The sequence below is a fragment of the Streptomyces sp. NPDC060198 genome, assembly GCF_042728415.1.
Lineage (GTDB): Bacteria > Actinomycetota > Actinomycetes > Streptomycetales > Streptomycetaceae > Streptomyces.
This window is the reverse complement of the sequence record NZ_JBHWZJ010000173.1, coordinates 1-14,930: the sequence shown is the minus strand read 5'-3', so window position 1 is coordinate 14,930 and position 14,930 is coordinate 1. Positions and strand designations below refer to the sequence as shown.

Annotated in this window: 11 protein-coding genes; 4 read left to right on the top strand and 7 right to left on the bottom strand. The window is 72.4% G+C overall.

What is annotated here, in order from left to right; genetic code table 11:
* Positions 1-56 precede the first annotated feature (56 nt).
* The 3 genes from ACFWEP_RS20855 to ACFWEP_RS20845 all read right to left on the bottom strand — a co-directional run bounded on the left by ACFWEP_RS20855 (position 57) and on the right by ACFWEP_RS20845 (position 2,702).
* Entirely contained in the window at positions 57-557 is a 501-nt protein-coding gene (locus ACFWEP_RS20855; RefSeq protein WP_328723407.1) for a hypothetical protein, read from the bottom strand.
* Between the two features lie 106 nt (positions 558-663).
* Positions 664-1,059, bottom strand: coding sequence for an ACT domain-containing protein (locus tag ACFWEP_RS20850; protein WP_387371782.1), 396 nt, complete (start codon positions 1,057-1,059; stop codon positions 664-666).
* Between the two features lie 116 nt (positions 1,060-1,175).
* On the bottom strand, positions 1,176-2,702 hold the full coding sequence (locus ACFWEP_RS20845; protein ID WP_387371781.1) for a fatty acyl-CoA synthetase: 1,527 nt from the start codon (positions 2,700-2,702) through the stop codon (positions 1,176-1,178).
* 227 nt (positions 2,703-2,929) lie between these two features.
* Here ACFWEP_RS20845 and ACFWEP_RS20840 point away from each other — a divergent pair, with 227 nt between their 5' ends.
* Positions 2,930-4,792, top strand: a complete 1,863-nt coding sequence (locus ACFWEP_RS20840) for a serine hydrolase (protein WP_387371780.1) — start codon at positions 2,930-2,932, stop codon at positions 4,790-4,792.
* Between the two features lie 49 nt (positions 4,793-4,841).
* Here ACFWEP_RS20840 and ACFWEP_RS20835 read toward each other — a convergent pair whose 3' ends face one another.
* Positions 4,842-6,407, bottom strand: a complete 1,566-nt coding sequence (locus ACFWEP_RS20835) for a phytoene desaturase family protein (protein ID WP_387371779.1) — start codon at positions 6,405-6,407, stop codon at positions 4,842-4,844.
* Between the two features lie 828 nt (positions 6,408-7,235).
* Between ACFWEP_RS20835 and ACFWEP_RS20830 the strand changes: the two genes are divergently transcribed.
* Positions 7,236-7,949 carry a 3-keto-5-aminohexanoate cleavage protein gene (locus tag ACFWEP_RS20830; RefSeq protein ID WP_387371777.1) on the top strand — a complete coding sequence of 238 codons (714 nt, stop codon included), beginning with the start codon at positions 7,236-7,238 and terminating at the stop codon, positions 7,947-7,949.
* 4 nt (positions 7,950-7,953) lie between these two features.
* On the opposite strand, the gene ACFWEP_RS20825 is transcribed toward ACFWEP_RS20830, so the two are convergent.
* The 3 genes from ACFWEP_RS20825 to ACFWEP_RS20815 all read right to left on the bottom strand — a co-directional run bounded on the left by ACFWEP_RS20825 (position 7,954) and on the right by ACFWEP_RS20815 (position 11,778).
* Positions 7,954-8,385, bottom strand: a complete 432-nt coding sequence (locus ACFWEP_RS20825) for a DUF6083 domain-containing protein (RefSeq protein ID WP_387371776.1) — start codon at positions 8,383-8,385, stop codon at positions 7,954-7,956.
* 232 nt (positions 8,386-8,617) lie between these two features.
* Positions 8,618-10,864: a tetratricopeptide repeat protein gene (locus tag ACFWEP_RS20820; RefSeq protein ID WP_387371775.1), complete on the bottom strand. Its 2,247-nt coding sequence runs from the start codon at positions 10,862-10,864 to the stop codon at positions 8,618-8,620.
* A 26-nt stretch (positions 10,865-10,890) separates the two neighbouring features.
* The gene (locus tag ACFWEP_RS20815; protein ID WP_387371774.1) at positions 10,891-11,778 is read right to left on the bottom strand and encodes an oxygenase MpaB family protein; all 888 of its coding nucleotides are present in this window, start codon (positions 11,776-11,778) and stop codon (positions 10,891-10,893) included.
* A 143-nt stretch (positions 11,779-11,921) separates the two neighbouring features.
* Here ACFWEP_RS20815 and ACFWEP_RS20810 point away from each other — a divergent pair, with 143 nt between their 5' ends.
* Entirely contained in the window at positions 11,922-12,389 is a 468-nt protein-coding gene (locus ACFWEP_RS20810; protein ID WP_387371773.1) for a hypothetical protein, read from the top strand.
* A gap of 175 nt (positions 12,390-12,564) precedes the next feature.
* On the top strand, positions 12,565-14,892 hold the full coding sequence (locus ACFWEP_RS20805; RefSeq protein ID WP_387371772.1) for an MMPL family transporter: 2,328 nt from the start codon (positions 12,565-12,567) through the stop codon (positions 14,890-14,892).
* The last annotated feature ends 38 nt before the right edge of the window (positions 14,893-14,930 follow it).

Below are 14,930 nucleotides of genomic sequence, written 5' to 3'. Positions count from 1 at the left end.
ACGGAACCCTCTCCGTCGGCCGCAGGGACGTTTCGTCGGCGCTCGGGGCCTGCGCGTCAGCCCTGCTGGAAGAGTTCCGCGGGCAGCGGCTTGAGCAGCGCGTAGAGGTCGTCGGTGATCGGGCGGTCCCAGCTGGCGATCGTGACGAGGACGCCGTCGCTGCGGTCGAACTGCACGCAGGCGATGCGCGTCTCGGAGAGCTTGACGCGGCGCACGATCAGCAGGTTGTCGCCCTGCATCACGGGGAGGTCCTCGGTGGCGGTGACCTCCACCGGCTCGTCGTTCTCCAGGGCGAGGAGCAGCTGCGCGACCTCGAAGGGGACCTGGCCCTCCTCGGTCTCACGGGCGGGCGAGCCCGCCGGGAGGTTCCCGATGATCATGGCCGGACCGCGGCCACCGTAGAGGTCGTACCGGAGGAAGACGCCCTGGCAGGTGCCGTCGGGCGCGGGCAGCAGACCGGCACCGAGGTTCCCGGGCCAGTCCCCCGGGTCCATGGCGAGGACATCGAAGTCCGGGCCGGCGGGAGTGGCGGCGCTGCGACGGCGGAGGAAGGACATGCAGCCATGTTACGTGGCCCGGCTCACGTCGCGGATCCGGGCCCGCGCGGGGTCGGAGCGAACCGGGCACCGCATCCCCCGGGCGCCCGGGGGCCCCGGGGAACGGCTATTCCGCGGCGAGCGACTCCAGCACGGTGACGGCTTCGGCGGCCCGCTCGTACGGGACGAAAAGGTGGTCGTGGTGGTAGCCGGCGATCACGTTGCAGCTGATACCCGCGTCCGTCAGCGCGAGGGAGACGGCGGCGGTGAGCCCCACCGCGTCGAGGGCGGAGTGCACCCGCAGGGTGATCCAGCCCGCCACGAAGGTGTGGGGAAGGCCGGCCTCCCTCGCCTCGTACTCCGGCAGGACGAGGGTCAGCCCCTCCCGCTCCATGACCGTCACGACGGGCGAGACGCCTGCCGGTACGGAGTCCCGGCGCACGCTGGTGAAGACGTACCGGCCGTCGTTCAGCTCGGGCCTCATGGTGCTCAGGAGGGTACGCAGGTCTCGCTCGCCGCTCATGGGGTCATGGTAGGTCCGACGGGTCTGGCGGACCTCGCAGCCCGCAGGCCGATCTTCGGCGGCCGTCGTCCGGTCCGCGGTCCTGCCGGGGCGCGCGGAGCGGACGGGCGGAGGGCTCATCCAGCGCCCTTCGCGTACCACTCGCGGAGCTCGCGCTTGAGGATCTTGCCACTGGCGTTGCGCGGCAGGGCCTGCGCGAAGATCACTCTCTTCGGGGCCTTGAAGGGAGCGAGCCGCTCACGGACGTGGGCGATCAGCCGGGCTGCAGTGGGCTCGGAGGCGGTCACCCCGTCGCGCAGGACGACCACGGCGGTGACGGCCTCGATCCAGCGTTCGTCGGGCAGTCCGACGACTGCGGTCTCGGCCACCTCGGGGTGGGTGTAGAGGGCGTCCTCCACCTGCCGGGACGCGATGAGGACGCCGCCAGAGTTGATGACGTCCTTCATCCGGTCCACGACGGTGAAGTAGCCCTCCGTGTCGCGCACCGCGAGGTCGCCGGAGTGGAACCAGCCGTCGCGGAAGGCCGCCTCGGTCTCCTCCGGCCGCTCCCAGTACCCCTGGCACAACTGCGGTGAGCGGTAGACGATCTCACCGGCGGTGCCGTCCGGGACCTCCGTGCCGTCCTCGTCCACCACGCGTGCCTCGACGAAGAGGACGGGCCGGCCGCAGGAGTCCATCCTCCCCTCGTGCTCGTCGGGGCGAAGGACGAGGGCGAGCGGCCCGATCTCGCTCTGGCCGAAGCAGTTGTGGAAGGCGAGGCCCGGCAGGCGGGCGCGGAGCCGTTCCAGCACGGGCACCGGCATGATCGAAGCCCCGTAGAACGCCTTGCGCAGGGCACTCAGGTCGCGGGTGGTGAACTCCGGGTGGTTGGCGAGAGCGATCCAGACGGTGGGCGGGGCGAAGAGGCTGTCGGCCCGCCCCGCCTCCACGAGGTCGAAGATCCGGCCCGGGTCGGGAGCGTCGAGGACGGTGTTCTCCGCGCCGACCGCGAGGTAGGGCAGCAGGAAGACGTGCATCTGCGCGGAGTGGTAGAGGGGCAGCGCGTGCACGGGCCGGTCGGCCGCGTCGAGGCCGAGCGCGGTGACGGCGCTGACGTACTCGTGCACGAGCGCACCGTGCGTCATCATCGCACCCTTCGGCAGCGCGGTGGTGCCGGAGGTGTAGAGCAGCTGGACCAGGTCGTCGGCGTCGGGGGCACGCTCGGGGGTGAACGGGCGGGCCGTGGCGAGGCCTTCGAGCAGGGATCCGGACGCATCCCGCAGCGCCCGGACCGCGTGTCCGGCGGGGACCCGCTCGGCGAGATCCGGATCGGCGAGCACGAGGGAACTGCCGGACTGGTCGAGAACGTGGCTCAGGTCCGCTCCGGTGAGGTTCTGATTGACCGGTACGTGGATCAGCCCGGCGCGGGCGCAGGCGAGGTAGGCGATCAGGTAGACGTCGGAGTTGTGCGCGTAGGTCGCGACCCTGTCCCCGAACCGCAGCCCGTGCTCCTCGGTCAGGACGGCGGCGGCGGTCGTGACGGCGATGTCCAGTGCCGCGTACGTCCACGACCTGTCCGCGTACCGGATCGCCGTGCGGTCGGGGGTGCGCCGGGCACTGCGGGTAAGGACGCTGTCGACCGTGCTGCTTCGTACACCTGTCATGGCCGGAATCCTGTGCGGGCGGGGGCCGTCGGTCAAGGGTGGCGCGGGCGCCGGGTCCGGGCGTTCACCCGCCCCCCTCTTGACGGGACGTCAATTTCTGCTGTGCCCGACCCCGTACGGATCAGCGGCGACGACAGTACCCTCTCCTCGGCAGCAAGTTTCACGATCGGACGCATTTTCGGAAGTTACTTTCACGCGAGTGGGACACGGACCGAGAGGGGTCACGGATGACCGGGGACACGAAGAATTTCGGAATCGGCCGGCGGAGGCTGGGTGGCGGCATACTCGCACTCGGCGGGGCTCTCGCCCTGGCACCGCTCCCCCTGGCGGGTGTGGCGACGGGCGCCGAACGCGACACGGAGGCCCCCGGGACGGCGGCGGCTTCGAGCACGGGAGAGGGGGCGGCCATGACGGCGGCGACGAAGCGGCCCACCCTGCGGCACGGCTCAGCCGGACGGGCCGGACTGATCGAGGAGCGGCTGAGCGAACTCGTCGAGGTGGCCGGCACCTACCTGGAGAACTCCCCCAAACACCCTTGGTACGCCGGGGCGGTCCTGCTCGCGGCACGCGGAGGCACGGTCGCACTGCACCGGCCGATCGGGATGGCGGTCCGCTACTCGTCGTACGACGAGAAGACCGATACGGGCGTGGAGCTGCCCGCCGACCAGCAGGTGCCGATGACCGAGGACACCGTCTTCGACCTGGCGTCCGTGTCGAAGCTGTTCACCTCGATCCTGGCGGTGCAGCAGATCGAACGCGGCCGGCTCACACTGGAGGCAACGGTCGCCTCGTACCTCCCGGAGTTCGCCGGGGGCGGCAAGAGCGAGGTGACGGTACGTCAACTCTTGACCCACACATCGGGTTTCCGGGCCTGGATCCCCCTCTACAAGGCGCCGACCCGCGAAGGGAAGCTCCAGCTCGTCTGGGACGAAACCCTCGTCGCCGCCCCGGGGACCGCGTATCTCTACTCCGACCTCAATCTGATCTCGCTCCAGCTGATCCTGGAGAGGATCACCGGCCGGACGCTCGACGTCCTGCTCCGGGAGGAGATCACCGAACCCCTCGGAATGCGGCGCACCCGCTACAACCCGCCCGCGTCCTGGCTGCCGGACATCGCGGCCACCGAGGACGCCCGGCTGCCGTGGTCCGGGCTGGAGCGGGGGCTCGTCCGGGGAGAGGTGCACGACGAGAACGCCTACTCGCTGGGCGGGGTCGCCGGGCACGCCGGGGTCTTCTCCCGCGCCTGGGACCTGGCGATCCTCGCCCGCACACTGCTCAACGGCGGGAGTTACGGGCGTGCCCGCATCCTGTCCGAGGAGTCGGTCGAGCTGATGTTCACCGACTTCAACACCGCCTTCCCCGGCGACGCGCACGGGCTGGGTTTCGAACTCCACCAGCACTGGTACATGGGCGCGATGGCCACCCCTCGCACGGCCGGCCACACCGGGTTCACCGGCACCAGCCTGGTGATCGACCCGACGACCGACTCCTTCCTGATCGTGCTTGGCAACTCGGTCCACCCGGTGCGCAATTGGCGCTCCGGCAGCGCGCCACGCGTCGCCACCGCCGACCGGATGGCACGTGCCGTCGCGGTCCGCCCGGCGCACGGACGCACCGCGTGGTTCTCCGGGATGGCGAGCGCTGCCAGCGCCCTGCTGACGCTCCCCGCGCTGCGCGCCGACTCCACCCGGGCCCGGCTGGAGTGCGCCCTCTGGTGGGACACCGAGCCGGATTCGGACGCCCTGTACCTGGAGGTGTCCACCGACGCGGGCGCCGGCTGGCAGCCGGTTCCGTTCACCACCGCGCCCGCCGGTGCCGGAGCGCACGGTATGGCGACCGCACACCCGACGGGAGCCGTGTCCGGCTGGTCCGGGCGGGTCTGGCACACCGTGGACGCGGAACTGGGCGCCTGGCGTGGCCAGGAGATCGCGCTGCGCTGGCGCTACGCGACGGACAAGCTGTACGTGGGACGTGGGGTCTACGCCGACGCCATCCGGGTGACGGACGGCAGCCGGGTGCTCTTCGACGAGGCCCGGCCGACCGACGCGGCCCGCGTCACGGCGGTCGGCTGGGCCCCTTCGGCCGACTGAGCCGCTCCGCGGTGCGCGTGCGCGGTGGACAGTACCCCGATGGTCCCCGTCAGCGCCCCAGCGCGGCCATCGCCGCGTTGTGGCCCGGGACCCCGCTGACCCCGCCGCCGCGCACCGCCCCCGCGCCGCACAGCAGGACGTTGGCGTGCGAAGTCTCCACGCCCCAGCGGCCGGTGTGCTCGGTGGCGTACGGGAAGGAGAGGTCCCGGTGGAAGATGTGGCCGCCGGGCAGGCCGAGTTCCCGCTCCAGGTCGAGCGGGGTCTTCGCCTCGACGCAGGGGGCGCCGTTCTCGTCACGGGCGAGGCAGTGGGCGATCGGCTCTTCCAGATGGGCGTCGAGTTGCGCCAGGGTGGCGGCGAGGAGGGCCTCGCGAGTGCCCGCGTTGTCGGCGGCGAACAGCCGGGCCGGGGTGTGCAGTCCGAAAAGGGTGAGGGTCTGGTACCCGCGTTCCGCGAGTCCTGGACCGAGGATCGACGGATCGGTCAAGGAGTGGCAGTAGATCTCGGACGGCGGCGCGCTCGGCAGCCGCCCCACCGCCGCCTCGCGATGGGCGGCGCCCAGCGCTTCGTACCCCTCGGCGATGTGGAACGTACCGCCGAAGGCTGCGCGGGGGTCGACGGACCGGTCGCGCAGCCGGGGCAGCCGGGTGAGCAGCATGTTCACCTTGAGCTGGGAGCCCTCGGGCGGGGCGGACGGTTCGGCCGCCTCCCCGGTGAGCGCGGCGAGAGCCCGGGGTGAGGCGTTGACCAGGACTCGGCGGGCGGCGACGGTGTACTCGCCCCGGTCGTCGCGGACGGTGACCTCGGCGCGGGTGCCGTCCGTCTCGATCCGTACCGCCTCGTGCCGGGTGCGGATCTCGGCGCCGGCGGATCGTGCGGCGTCGGCGAGCGCGTCGGTGAGGGCGCCCATGCCGCCGACGGGCACGTCCCAGTCACCCGTGCCGTTGCCGATGACGTGGTAGAGGAAGCAGCGGTTCTGCCGCAGTTCCGGATCGTGGGCGTCGGCGAAGGTCCCGATCAGCGCGTCCGTCAGGACGACCCCGCGCACCAGGTCGTCGGCGAACCGCTCCTCCACGGCGACGCCGAGCGGTTCCTCGAAGAGAGTCCGCCACGCGGTCTCGTCGCCGACGCGGGCCCGCAACTCGTCCCGTTCGGGGAGGGGTTCGGTGAGGGTCGGGAAGACGCGTTCGGCCACTCGGCGCGTCATGCCGTAGAACCGCTGCCAGGCGTCGTACTCACGGTCGCCGCCGGTGAGAGCGGCGAAGCTCTCCCGGGTGCGGCCGTCGCCGACGAGCAGGCCGGTGGCCGCCCCGCCGCGCACGGCCGGGGTGTACGAGGAGACCGTGCGCCTGCGCGTGGTGAAGCGCAGCCCGAGGTCGCGGACCACCTTGTCCGGCAGCAGGGAGACCAGGTAGGAGTACCGGGAGAGCCTGGCGTCGATGCCCGCGAACGGGCGGGTGGAGACGGCCGCGCCACCGGTCGCCCCCAGCCGCTCCAGCACGAGGACGGACTGCCCGGCCCGGGCGAGATACGCGGCTGCCACCAGCCCGTTGTGTCCGCCGCCCACGATCACGGCGTCGTATCTCTGCTGGAGCGTGCTTCGGGGTACGGTCATCCGCCTTGGTAACACGTGACGTCCGCGCCCTGCCAGAGGTGCGCGCGAGTCGGGGCTCACGGGCTCCGGGGCAGGGCGGGAGCCGCTCCCGGCGTGTCGCGGAGTGCGCTCCCGGCGTGTCGCGGCGAGTCACGGGGTGGCGCGACACGCCGGGCACCCGCGCCCGGGCCCGCACTTCGACGTGGAGTCCGGCGGTCAGCAGGCTGTTCCAGGGACCCGACCCGGGAGGTGATCGTGGGGCGTCGACAAAGTACGTCCGGTCAGCAGGGCGGAGTGCCGCCGCCGACCACGGGCCGGCCGGACCGTGCGGGACCCGGCGTGCTCGCGGCGGACGATCACGGCGCCGCTCGACGCGCCGGGTGAACGGGGAGAGTCGTGACATTGCCCGTGGACAGTCATGTGCACAGCGAGTGGTCCCGGGACGCGCCGAAGGGCTCGATGCCGCTCTCCTGCGCGCGGTGGACCACCGTCGGCATCAAGGTCGTCAGCGGCCCCTTCCACGGACGGACCAAAATCGTCGAGCTCGACCGGTCAGGACTCCCGCCCGCAGGCTTCCGAGGTCGCCCCGGTCGAACATCAGGCCCCTGGAACTCCGCCGCCAAACACACTTACCTGGCAGTTCCAGCCCCCGACACCTCTGCGGGCTGGATCTACGAATACGCAGGCATCGGCACAGCCGCAGACGCCTGACGCACGCCCGCCACCGGGGCCACCCCAACAGCTTGACCAAGGAGATAGGGGCCCCCGGAGCCGGTGGTTGCAACGGAGCCCACGACCGCGTTTTTGTACACCGGCCCCGCACCGGCCCCGCGTGCGAGGATCAAGCCCATGCTGCAAGTCTGCCTGAACGGTGCCCGCGTCCGCTCCGAATGCGCTCATCTCCCCATGAATCCGGCGGAGTTGGCCACGTCGGCCCGCGCGTCCGTCGCAGCCGGCGCCCGCGACATCCACCTCCACCCCAAGAACCACGACGGCGAGGACACCTTGGATCCCGCCGCCGTCGCCGCGGCCGTCACCGCCGTGCGGGCTGCCGCTCCCGGGGTCCGAGTCGGCGTGACGACGGGAGCCTGGACGGCGCCGGACCCTGCGGAGCGTGCCGCGCAGGTCCGTTCCTGGACGGTGCTGCCCGATCACGCTTCGGTGAACTGGCACGAGGACGGCGCAGCCACGGTCGCCGCCGCCCTGCTGGACCGGGGCATCGGCGTCGAGGCGGGCATCTTCTCGGGGACGCACGCGGCGGAGCGCTTCCTCCAATGGTCGGACCGCCACCGTGTGTTGCGCGTCCTGGCCGAGATCACGGACGTCGATCCGCGGACCGCGGTCCAGGCGGCGGCTGGGCTTCTGGAAGAACTCGGCGCCGCCACGGAGTCGACGGTCCTCCTCCACGGCGAGGACGACGCCGCCTGGGCCGTCCTGGGGATGGCGGCTTCCCTCGGGCTGGACATGCGGATCGGTCTCGAAGACGTGCTGCGGCTGCCGGACGGGATGCCCGCCGGCAGCAACGCCGACCTCGTCCGAGCGGCACGCGCCCTCACCCGGTAGGCCGTCAGTGATCGACCGGCGAAGCCCCGTCCTCGGGAAGGTCGAAGAGCCGGCCCCTTCTGCGCCCGTTCTCCTGTCGCAGGAGGGTGATCCACGCTCCGAAGTCCCCCGGTCGCAGATACGGGCAGACGAGGCGGTGCGGGATGCGGCAGCGGGCACCCGGGAGGGGTTCGGAATCCCAGAGGTTCATGGCTCTGCCGTCCGGCGTGATGATCCAGCGGTCGTGCGGGGGGACCGTGTGGGCGGCGACGGTCGTACGGGGTTCGAGGAGGACCCAGTGGTCGGCGTAGTGGGTGGGGTAGCGGTCCTGGCGGAGATCGCAGAAGGGGCACTCGGGCGGATGGGGCGGGCGCGGGGCGATGGCACCTTCGAGGAGAGCCTGGTAGATGTGGTCGGCACTGTCCGGTCCTGGCGCGGTATTTCCGGTATCCCCCATGTTTCCAGGGTCCGGACGGGCCGTCAGGTGCGGTAGGACGCGATCCGGCCGTGCCGGGAGGGGAGGAACGCGCGGGTGTGGCGCGGAGCGACCGGGGAGGTGCTCCGCTCCTCACCCGCATCACGGAGACGGGCCGAATCCGCACGGTACGGGCTTCCCTCCTGTGCGGCTGTCGCGCTCGGCGAGGGCATCGCGCTCAACGGCGTGACGGGGCTCGACCGCGCGACGAAGCTCAGCGGTGGGGCGGCACTCCCGGTCGGGACGGCGCGGGCGGCACCGAGGGCTGTGGGGCTCCCGTGAAAGTGGCTGTGTGGCCCAGCTGTTGGAGGCAGCGGGCCTCGTCGTCGCGGCTCGTCACCGCGTCGGGGTGACCGACGCCGAGCACTCGGGTACGGGCCTCGGCGACCCGCCGGTAGAGGACGAGCGCTTCCGCCCAGCGGCCGAGCCATCCGAGCGAGACGGCGATCTCGCGGCAGCTGACGAGGGTGTCGGGGTGGTCGGGGCCCAGGGTGCGTTCTCGTGCGGCGAAGACCGCACGCGCCTCGGCCAGCGCCCCTTCCCACTGGCCGAGGCGTCCGAGGCTGACGCCCAGACCGTGCCGGGCCCGGAGCGTCTCCGGATCGTCGGGCCCGGTCGCTTCGGTCCGGTCGTGCACGAGGGCGCGGTAGAGTTCCGCCGCTTGCGCGCCCCGTCCGAGGCGGCCGAGGCAGATGCCGATCTCCTGGCGTGTGGAGAACGTCTCCGGGTGGGTGGCGCCCAGCACGAGGACCCGGCCCCGCGCGACCCGCGTGTAGGTGTCCAGGGCCTCCTGCCACCGCCCCTCCCGGCCGAGGGCGTATCCCACTTCGAAGAGGGTCGCGAGGGTGTCGGGGTGGCCCGCGCCGAGGACCCGGGCACGCGCGTCGGCGACTTCGAGGGACATCCGGTACGACTCCTCCGCGCGGCCCAGCCGGCCGAGGTTGAACGCCAGGTCGTGGCGGCAGCCCAGGGTGTCCGGGTGGTCGGGGCCCGCCGTGCGCTCCCGGGCGGTGAGCACCGCCGCGTACACCCGGTGCGCCTCCGCGTGCCGCCCGAGGCGTCCGAGGACGTACGCCGTCTCCTGACGGGCCGCCAGGGTATCGGGGTGGTCGGGCCCCAACGTGCTCGCCCGTTCCTCGGCCACCTGGCCGAACTCCCCCAGCGCCTCGGTGTCGTGCCCGGTGCGGCTGAGGCAGACACCTCGTTCGTACCGGCCGGCGAGTACATCGGGATGGGCGGTACCCAGCAGCCGGGCGCGTTCCGCCACGACCGCGCGGTGGATCTCCCCCGCCTCCGCCCAGCGCCCGAGGCGGGAGAGGGCGAGGCCCTCCTCGTGGCGTGCGGCCAGGGACCGGAGCGCGTCGGAGGCCAAAACTGCGCCTGCGGCCGGGAGGGCTGGAGGGCGGACGCCGGTCGTCCACGCGCCGGTCAGCGCGGCGGCGTGGCCGACCGGTTCGGCGTCGCCGTGCCGCGTGCCAAAGGCCCGTCTGCCGGTCGTCATCGACCGGGTCCAGAGGGGCAGTTCACCCGGATCGGTGGTCGGGGGCAGCGCGGGGCGTGAGGCCGACAGGAGGTACGGGTGTCCGGCCTGGCCGGTCTCCCGCTCGCCGCCGGTACGCGCGAGGACGATCCGCCGCCGCACGGAAGCCGCGTCCGGTGGACGCTGTTCGGGAGACTTGGCCAGCAAGTCGAGTACGACCCGCTCGAAGAACTCGGGGAGCCCGGCGCGGTGGGCGCGCGGCGGACGGGGCGGTGTGTCCCGGTGGGCGACCAGGATGCCCCAGGCGTCGTCCAGGTCGAACGGCGGTACCCCGGTGGCGATCTCGTAGAGCACGCAACCCAGCGAGTAGAGGTCGCTGCGCTGGTCGACGCCGACCCCGCCGATCTGCTCGGGCGACATGTAGTGAGGGGTGCCCATCGAGATCCCGGTACCGGTCAGCTTGGAGGTGAAGCCGATGTCCTGGGCGAGGCGCGCGATGCCGAAGTCGCAGATCTTCACCGTGCCGTCGGTGAGCCGCATGATGTTGGCGGGCTTCAGGTCGCGGTGCACGATGCCCTGCCGGTGGGTGTAGCCCAGGGCGTCGGCCATCTGTTCGGCGATGTCGATCACGTCGTCGACGGGCAGCGCCCGCCTGTCGTTGTCCTCCAGGAGCTGGCCGAGGTTGCGCCCTTCGAGCAGTTCCATCACCAGGTACAGGACGCCTTCGTGTTCTCCGAAGTCGTGGACGACGGTGACGCCCCGGTGCTGGAGGGCGGCGGCCACCCGGGCCTCACGGCGGAACCGCTCGCGCAGGACGCGGGTGAAGGAGCGGTCGTGCGGGGGGCCGGAGGGCTTGAGGCATTTGACGGCGACCTGGCGGCCCAGCGACTCGTCGCGAGCACGCCACACTTCGCCCATTCCGCCGCGCCCGATCAGATCGAGCAGCTGGTACCGGCCCTGGATCAGCCTGGTCTCCGCCATGGTCCGCCCTCGCCCCCGTCGCTCCGTTACGTACGCGCCCTCCCCGGCGGATCCAGTATGGCGGCCCGTCCCGGCAGTCGGCGCGGGTCGGGTCGGCTGCCGGGGCCGAGTCGGGCCATCGCGGTCTCGATCCTGCGGGGCGGCAGCTTCCGGCGCAGCCGCGCGGGTACGGCCCGCAGGAGCCGGCCGGTGGCGCGCAGCCGCCGGTCGACGGTGGCGGCGGGCGGGGCGGGGCGGCCGTAGAGCTCGTGGGCGTACGGCGGCAGGGAGTCGTAGGCGAGCGCGGCGACCCGGCGCCAGACCACCGCGCGGGCGGGCACCAGCGGTGCGGGGACGGGCGGGCGGCGCAGGAAGTCGTCGACCTCCGTGGCCTCCTCGGAAGCCGCGAGCGCGGGCCGGACCCGGTCGAAGTAGGCGTCGAGCCGGCCGGTGGTGTCCGGGACCGTGGCCGGGTCGAGCCCGACGAGCCGTGCGCTGCGGCGCTGTTCGTCGACGTAGCGGTCGGCCTGCTCGTCGCTCAGCGGGTAGCCGGAGCGGCGCTGGACTTCGAGGTAGGAGGCGATCTCCGCACAGTGCACCCACAGGAGCAGTCCGGGTTCGCCGACGCCGTAGGTTTCGCCGGTCGCCGGGTCGGTGGCCGTGATGCGGCTGTGGATCCGGCGGACCCGTGCTCCGGCCTCCTCCGCCTCGTCGGTGGTGCCGTAGGTGAGGACGCCCACGAAGTCGGCGGTGCGCAGCAGCCGGCCCCAGGCGTCCCTGCGGAAGTCGCTGTTCTGGGTGACGCCCCGCACGGCGCGCGGGTGCAGCGCCTGGAGGTAGAGGGCCCGCACTCCGGCGACCCACATCATCGGGTCGGCGTGCATCTGCCAGGTGACCGTACGGGTGCCGAAGATCCCGGGGTCGGCGTCGTTCATCGCGTGGGCCTCCGGCTCGTGGCTCGGGCGGATACCGGACGACTGGAAGATCGTGCACCATGGTACGCCGGGCGGGTCCGGGTGCACCGGGTCGCGCGGGCGGTGGGCGCGTTCGCGCCGACGACGGGGAGAGGGGGCGGCGGATGACCGTGTGGGGACTGATCGTCGAACAGAACCACGGGCTCGGAGGTAAGCACCGGGTGTGGTCGCCGGAGGTTCTGGGGCAGATGGAGGGCACCCGGGACGAGGCGCTGGCGGTGCTGCGGGCCCGGGCCGAGGTTTTCCGGCCGATGCATCCGGGGAGCCCGAGGAGGCGGGTGCTCTACCGGCACGGTGACGGGTTCCTGCTGGTGCTGACCGGTGTGTGGCAGGACTTCCACTGCCGGTTCTCGGTGGCGGAGCTGCTCTCCGACAGCGGGACGGAGTACGTGCCCGACGGCGCGTCCGGACCTGTGGCCGCCGCTCCGGAGCCGCCGCCGGAGCCCGCTCGCCCGTACGGGCCGCGGGCTCCTGCGGTCCGCTCCGAGCCCGTCGGGTCCGCACCGTCCGGGCCCTGGGACGCGGACGTACCCGAGGTCCCCTCGTGGCTCGGGCGGGAGGATCTCGGCTGAACCAGGACCGCCCAGGCCCCGGGGTCACGCGCTGGGGCCGTGCGTCCGGACGTCGCCCGGCCGGGATGTACCACCAGCGCAGTAGGGCGGATGACGGCAGACGCACGACGCCCGCCGACGCGTGCCCGGAGAGAGTGGAGGAGTCCGCACGACTCCCACCGGAAGGCCTCTCACCGTGGCCAGTTTTCTGTACCGCCTTGGCCTAGGGGCCTTTCACCGGCGCCTGCTCGTGATCGCCCTGTGGGGGTTGGTCCTGGTCGGCGCCGCGGTCGGTTCGGCCGTCGCTCCGCAGGCCGAGGACTCCCCCACCACCATGCCGGGAATCGAGTCCCAGCAGGCCTACGACCTGATGGCGGAGCGCTTCCCCGGCGCCGCCTCGGACGGGGCCACCGCCCGTGTCGTGTTCGTCGCGCCGGACGGAGAGCTCGTCACCGGTAGCGAGAACCGGGCTGTCGTCGAGGACGTGGTGTCCGAGGCCGCCGGCGCCGACGCGGTCGCGTCGGCGGTGGATCCGTTCGCGGTTGGGGCCGTCAGCGACGACGGCGGAACCGCGTACGCCACGGTGACGTTCAAGGAGACCGCGAACGATCTCACCGACGCGGAGAGGGCGCCTGTCCAGGACGCGATCGACGAGGCCCGTGCGAGCGGGATGACCGTCGAGGTGGGCGGCGACGCCCTCGCGGACCAGGTGGAGGCGGGTGGGCCCGCCGAGGGGATCGGTGTGCTCGTGGCCGCCCTGGTGCTGGTGATCACGTTCGGTTCACTGGTCGCGGCCGGGTTGCCGCTGCTGACCGCCGTCGTCGGTGTCGGCGTGTCCGTCCTGGCGATCGGGGCGCTGGCCAGTACTTTCGGCCTCTCTTCGTCGACCAGCTCGCTGGCGTCCATGCTCGGCCTCGCGGTCGGCATCGACTACGCCCTGTTCGTCGTCTCCCGCTACCGCGAGGAGCGCGGTAAGGGCCGCACGGCACGTGAAGCCACCGGGATGGCGGTCGGGACGGCCGGCTCCGCGGTCGTCTTCGCCGGACTCACCGTGATCATCGCCCTGGCAGGTCTGTTCGTCGTCGGTATTCCCACCCTGACCACCATGGGCTTCGCCGCGGCCGGAGCGGTCGCCGTCGGCATCCTGGTCGCGCTCACCCTGGTCCCCGCCCTGCTCGGTTTCTGGCCGAACGCCGTTCTGCCCCGTCGTCTGCGCAAGGTGGCGAAGGGCGCCAGGAAGGCGGCATCGCGCAGCGCCGCTTCCGGTGCGGGGCGTCGTGCCCGTCGGCGTGCCGCCGTGCGGGCCGCGGATGCCGCCGTCGCCTCCGCGTGCGCCGAGGACGTCCACACGGAGCCCAGGAACAACGGTGGCAGCCGCTGGGCCCGCTTCGTCACCCGCCGGCCGATTCCGGTCCTGATCGCGTCGGTGATCGGCCTCGGGGTGATCGCCCTCCCCGTGCTGGATCTGCAACTGGGCATGCCGGGCGCCGAGTCGAAGTCCGTCTCCTCCACGGAACGCCGGGCCTACGACGCACTCGCCGAGGGCTTCGGCCCCGGCTTCAACGGGCCGCTCACCATCGTCGTGGACGCCCAGGGCTCGGCCGATCCCCGGAGCGCGGTGACGGACATCCACGACCGACTGGCCGGGACGAACGGTGTGGAGTCGGTGTCCGCACCCCGCTTCAACGAGGCCGGTGACACCGCGGTCCTTTCGGCGGTGCCGTCCACCAGCCCGACCGACACGGCCACCGTCGAGCTCGTCGACACCATCCGCGGCGACCGGGCTCCGATCGAGGCAGGTACCGGAGCCACCTTCGAGGTGACCGGGACGACAGCGCTGAACATCGACGTCGCGCAGAAGATCCAGGACGCCCTCGTTCCCTATCTGATCCTGATCGTCGGCCTCGCCCTGCTGTTGCTGATGGTGGTCTTCCGCTCGGTGCTCGTACCTCTCAAGGCCACGCTCGGCTTCCTGCTGTCGGTGCTGGCCGCGCTGGGTGCCGTGGTCGCCGTCTTCCAGTGGGGCTGGGGCGCGGAGCTGCTGGGTGTGGAACAGGCCGGACCGATCATGAGCATGATGCCGATCTTCCTGGTGGGCATCGTCTTCGGCCTGGCGATGGACTACGAGGTCTTCCTCGTCTCCCGCATCCGCGAGTCGTACGTGCACGGAGAGAGCCCGAAGCAGGCGGTTGTCAGCGGGTTCCGCGCCAGCGGAAGGGTGGTCGTCGCTGCCGCGCTGATCATGATGTCGGTCTTCGCGGGCTTCGTGACCGCGGACGAGTCGATGATCAAGACGATCGGTTTCGGTCTGGCGATCGCCGTGCTCTTCGACGCACTCGTCGTCCGGATGGCCTTCGTACCGGCGGTGCTCGCGCTGCTCGGACGGTGGGCCTGGTGGCTGCCGAAGCCGCTGGCGCGGATTCTGCCGAAGGTCGACGTGGAAGGCGAGAAGCTCACCGGCGGGGCCCGAGCCGCGGAGACCGACTCCGCGGAGTCCTCGGAGCGGGAGCCCGTCGGGGTCTGAGGCAGCCGGTCCGTTCCGATCGCGGGCTGCCCGTGTCC

Bases quoted from the DNA above. Each gene is read 5' to 3' on its own strand.
- ACFWEP_RS20855 (WP_328723407.1), bottom strand. From the start codon at position 557: ATGTCCTTCCTCCGCCGTCGCAGCGCCGCCACTCCCGCCGGCCCGGAC.
- ACFWEP_RS20850 (WP_387371782.1), bottom strand. From the start codon at position 1,059: ATGAGCGGCGAGCGAGACCTGCGTACCCTCCTGAGCACCATGAGGCCC.
- ACFWEP_RS20845 (WP_387371781.1), bottom strand. From the start codon at position 2,702: ATGACAGGTGTACGAAGCAGCACGGTCGACAGCGTCCTTACCCGCAGT.
- ACFWEP_RS20840 (WP_387371780.1), top strand. From the start codon at position 2,930: ATGACCGGGGACACGAAGAATTTCGGAATCGGCCGGCGGAGGCTGGGT.
- ACFWEP_RS20835 (WP_387371779.1), bottom strand. From the start codon at position 6,407: ATGACCGTACCCCGAAGCACGCTCCAGCAGAGATACGACGCCGTGATC.
- ACFWEP_RS20830 (WP_387371777.1), top strand. From the start codon at position 7,236: ATGCTGCAAGTCTGCCTGAACGGTGCCCGCGTCCGCTCCGAATGCGCT.
- ACFWEP_RS20825 (WP_387371776.1), bottom strand. From the start codon at position 8,385: ATGGGGGATACCGGAAATACCGCGCCAGGACCGGACAGTGCCGACCAC.
- ACFWEP_RS20820 (WP_387371775.1), bottom strand. From the start codon at position 10,864: ATGGCGGAGACCAGGCTGATCCAGGGCCGGTACCAGCTGCTCGATCTG.
- ACFWEP_RS20815 (WP_387371774.1), bottom strand. From the start codon at position 11,778: ATGAACGACGCCGACCCCGGGATCTTCGGCACCCGTACGGTCACCTGG.
- ACFWEP_RS20810 (WP_387371773.1), top strand. From the start codon at position 11,922: ATGACCGTGTGGGGACTGATCGTCGAACAGAACCACGGGCTCGGAGGT.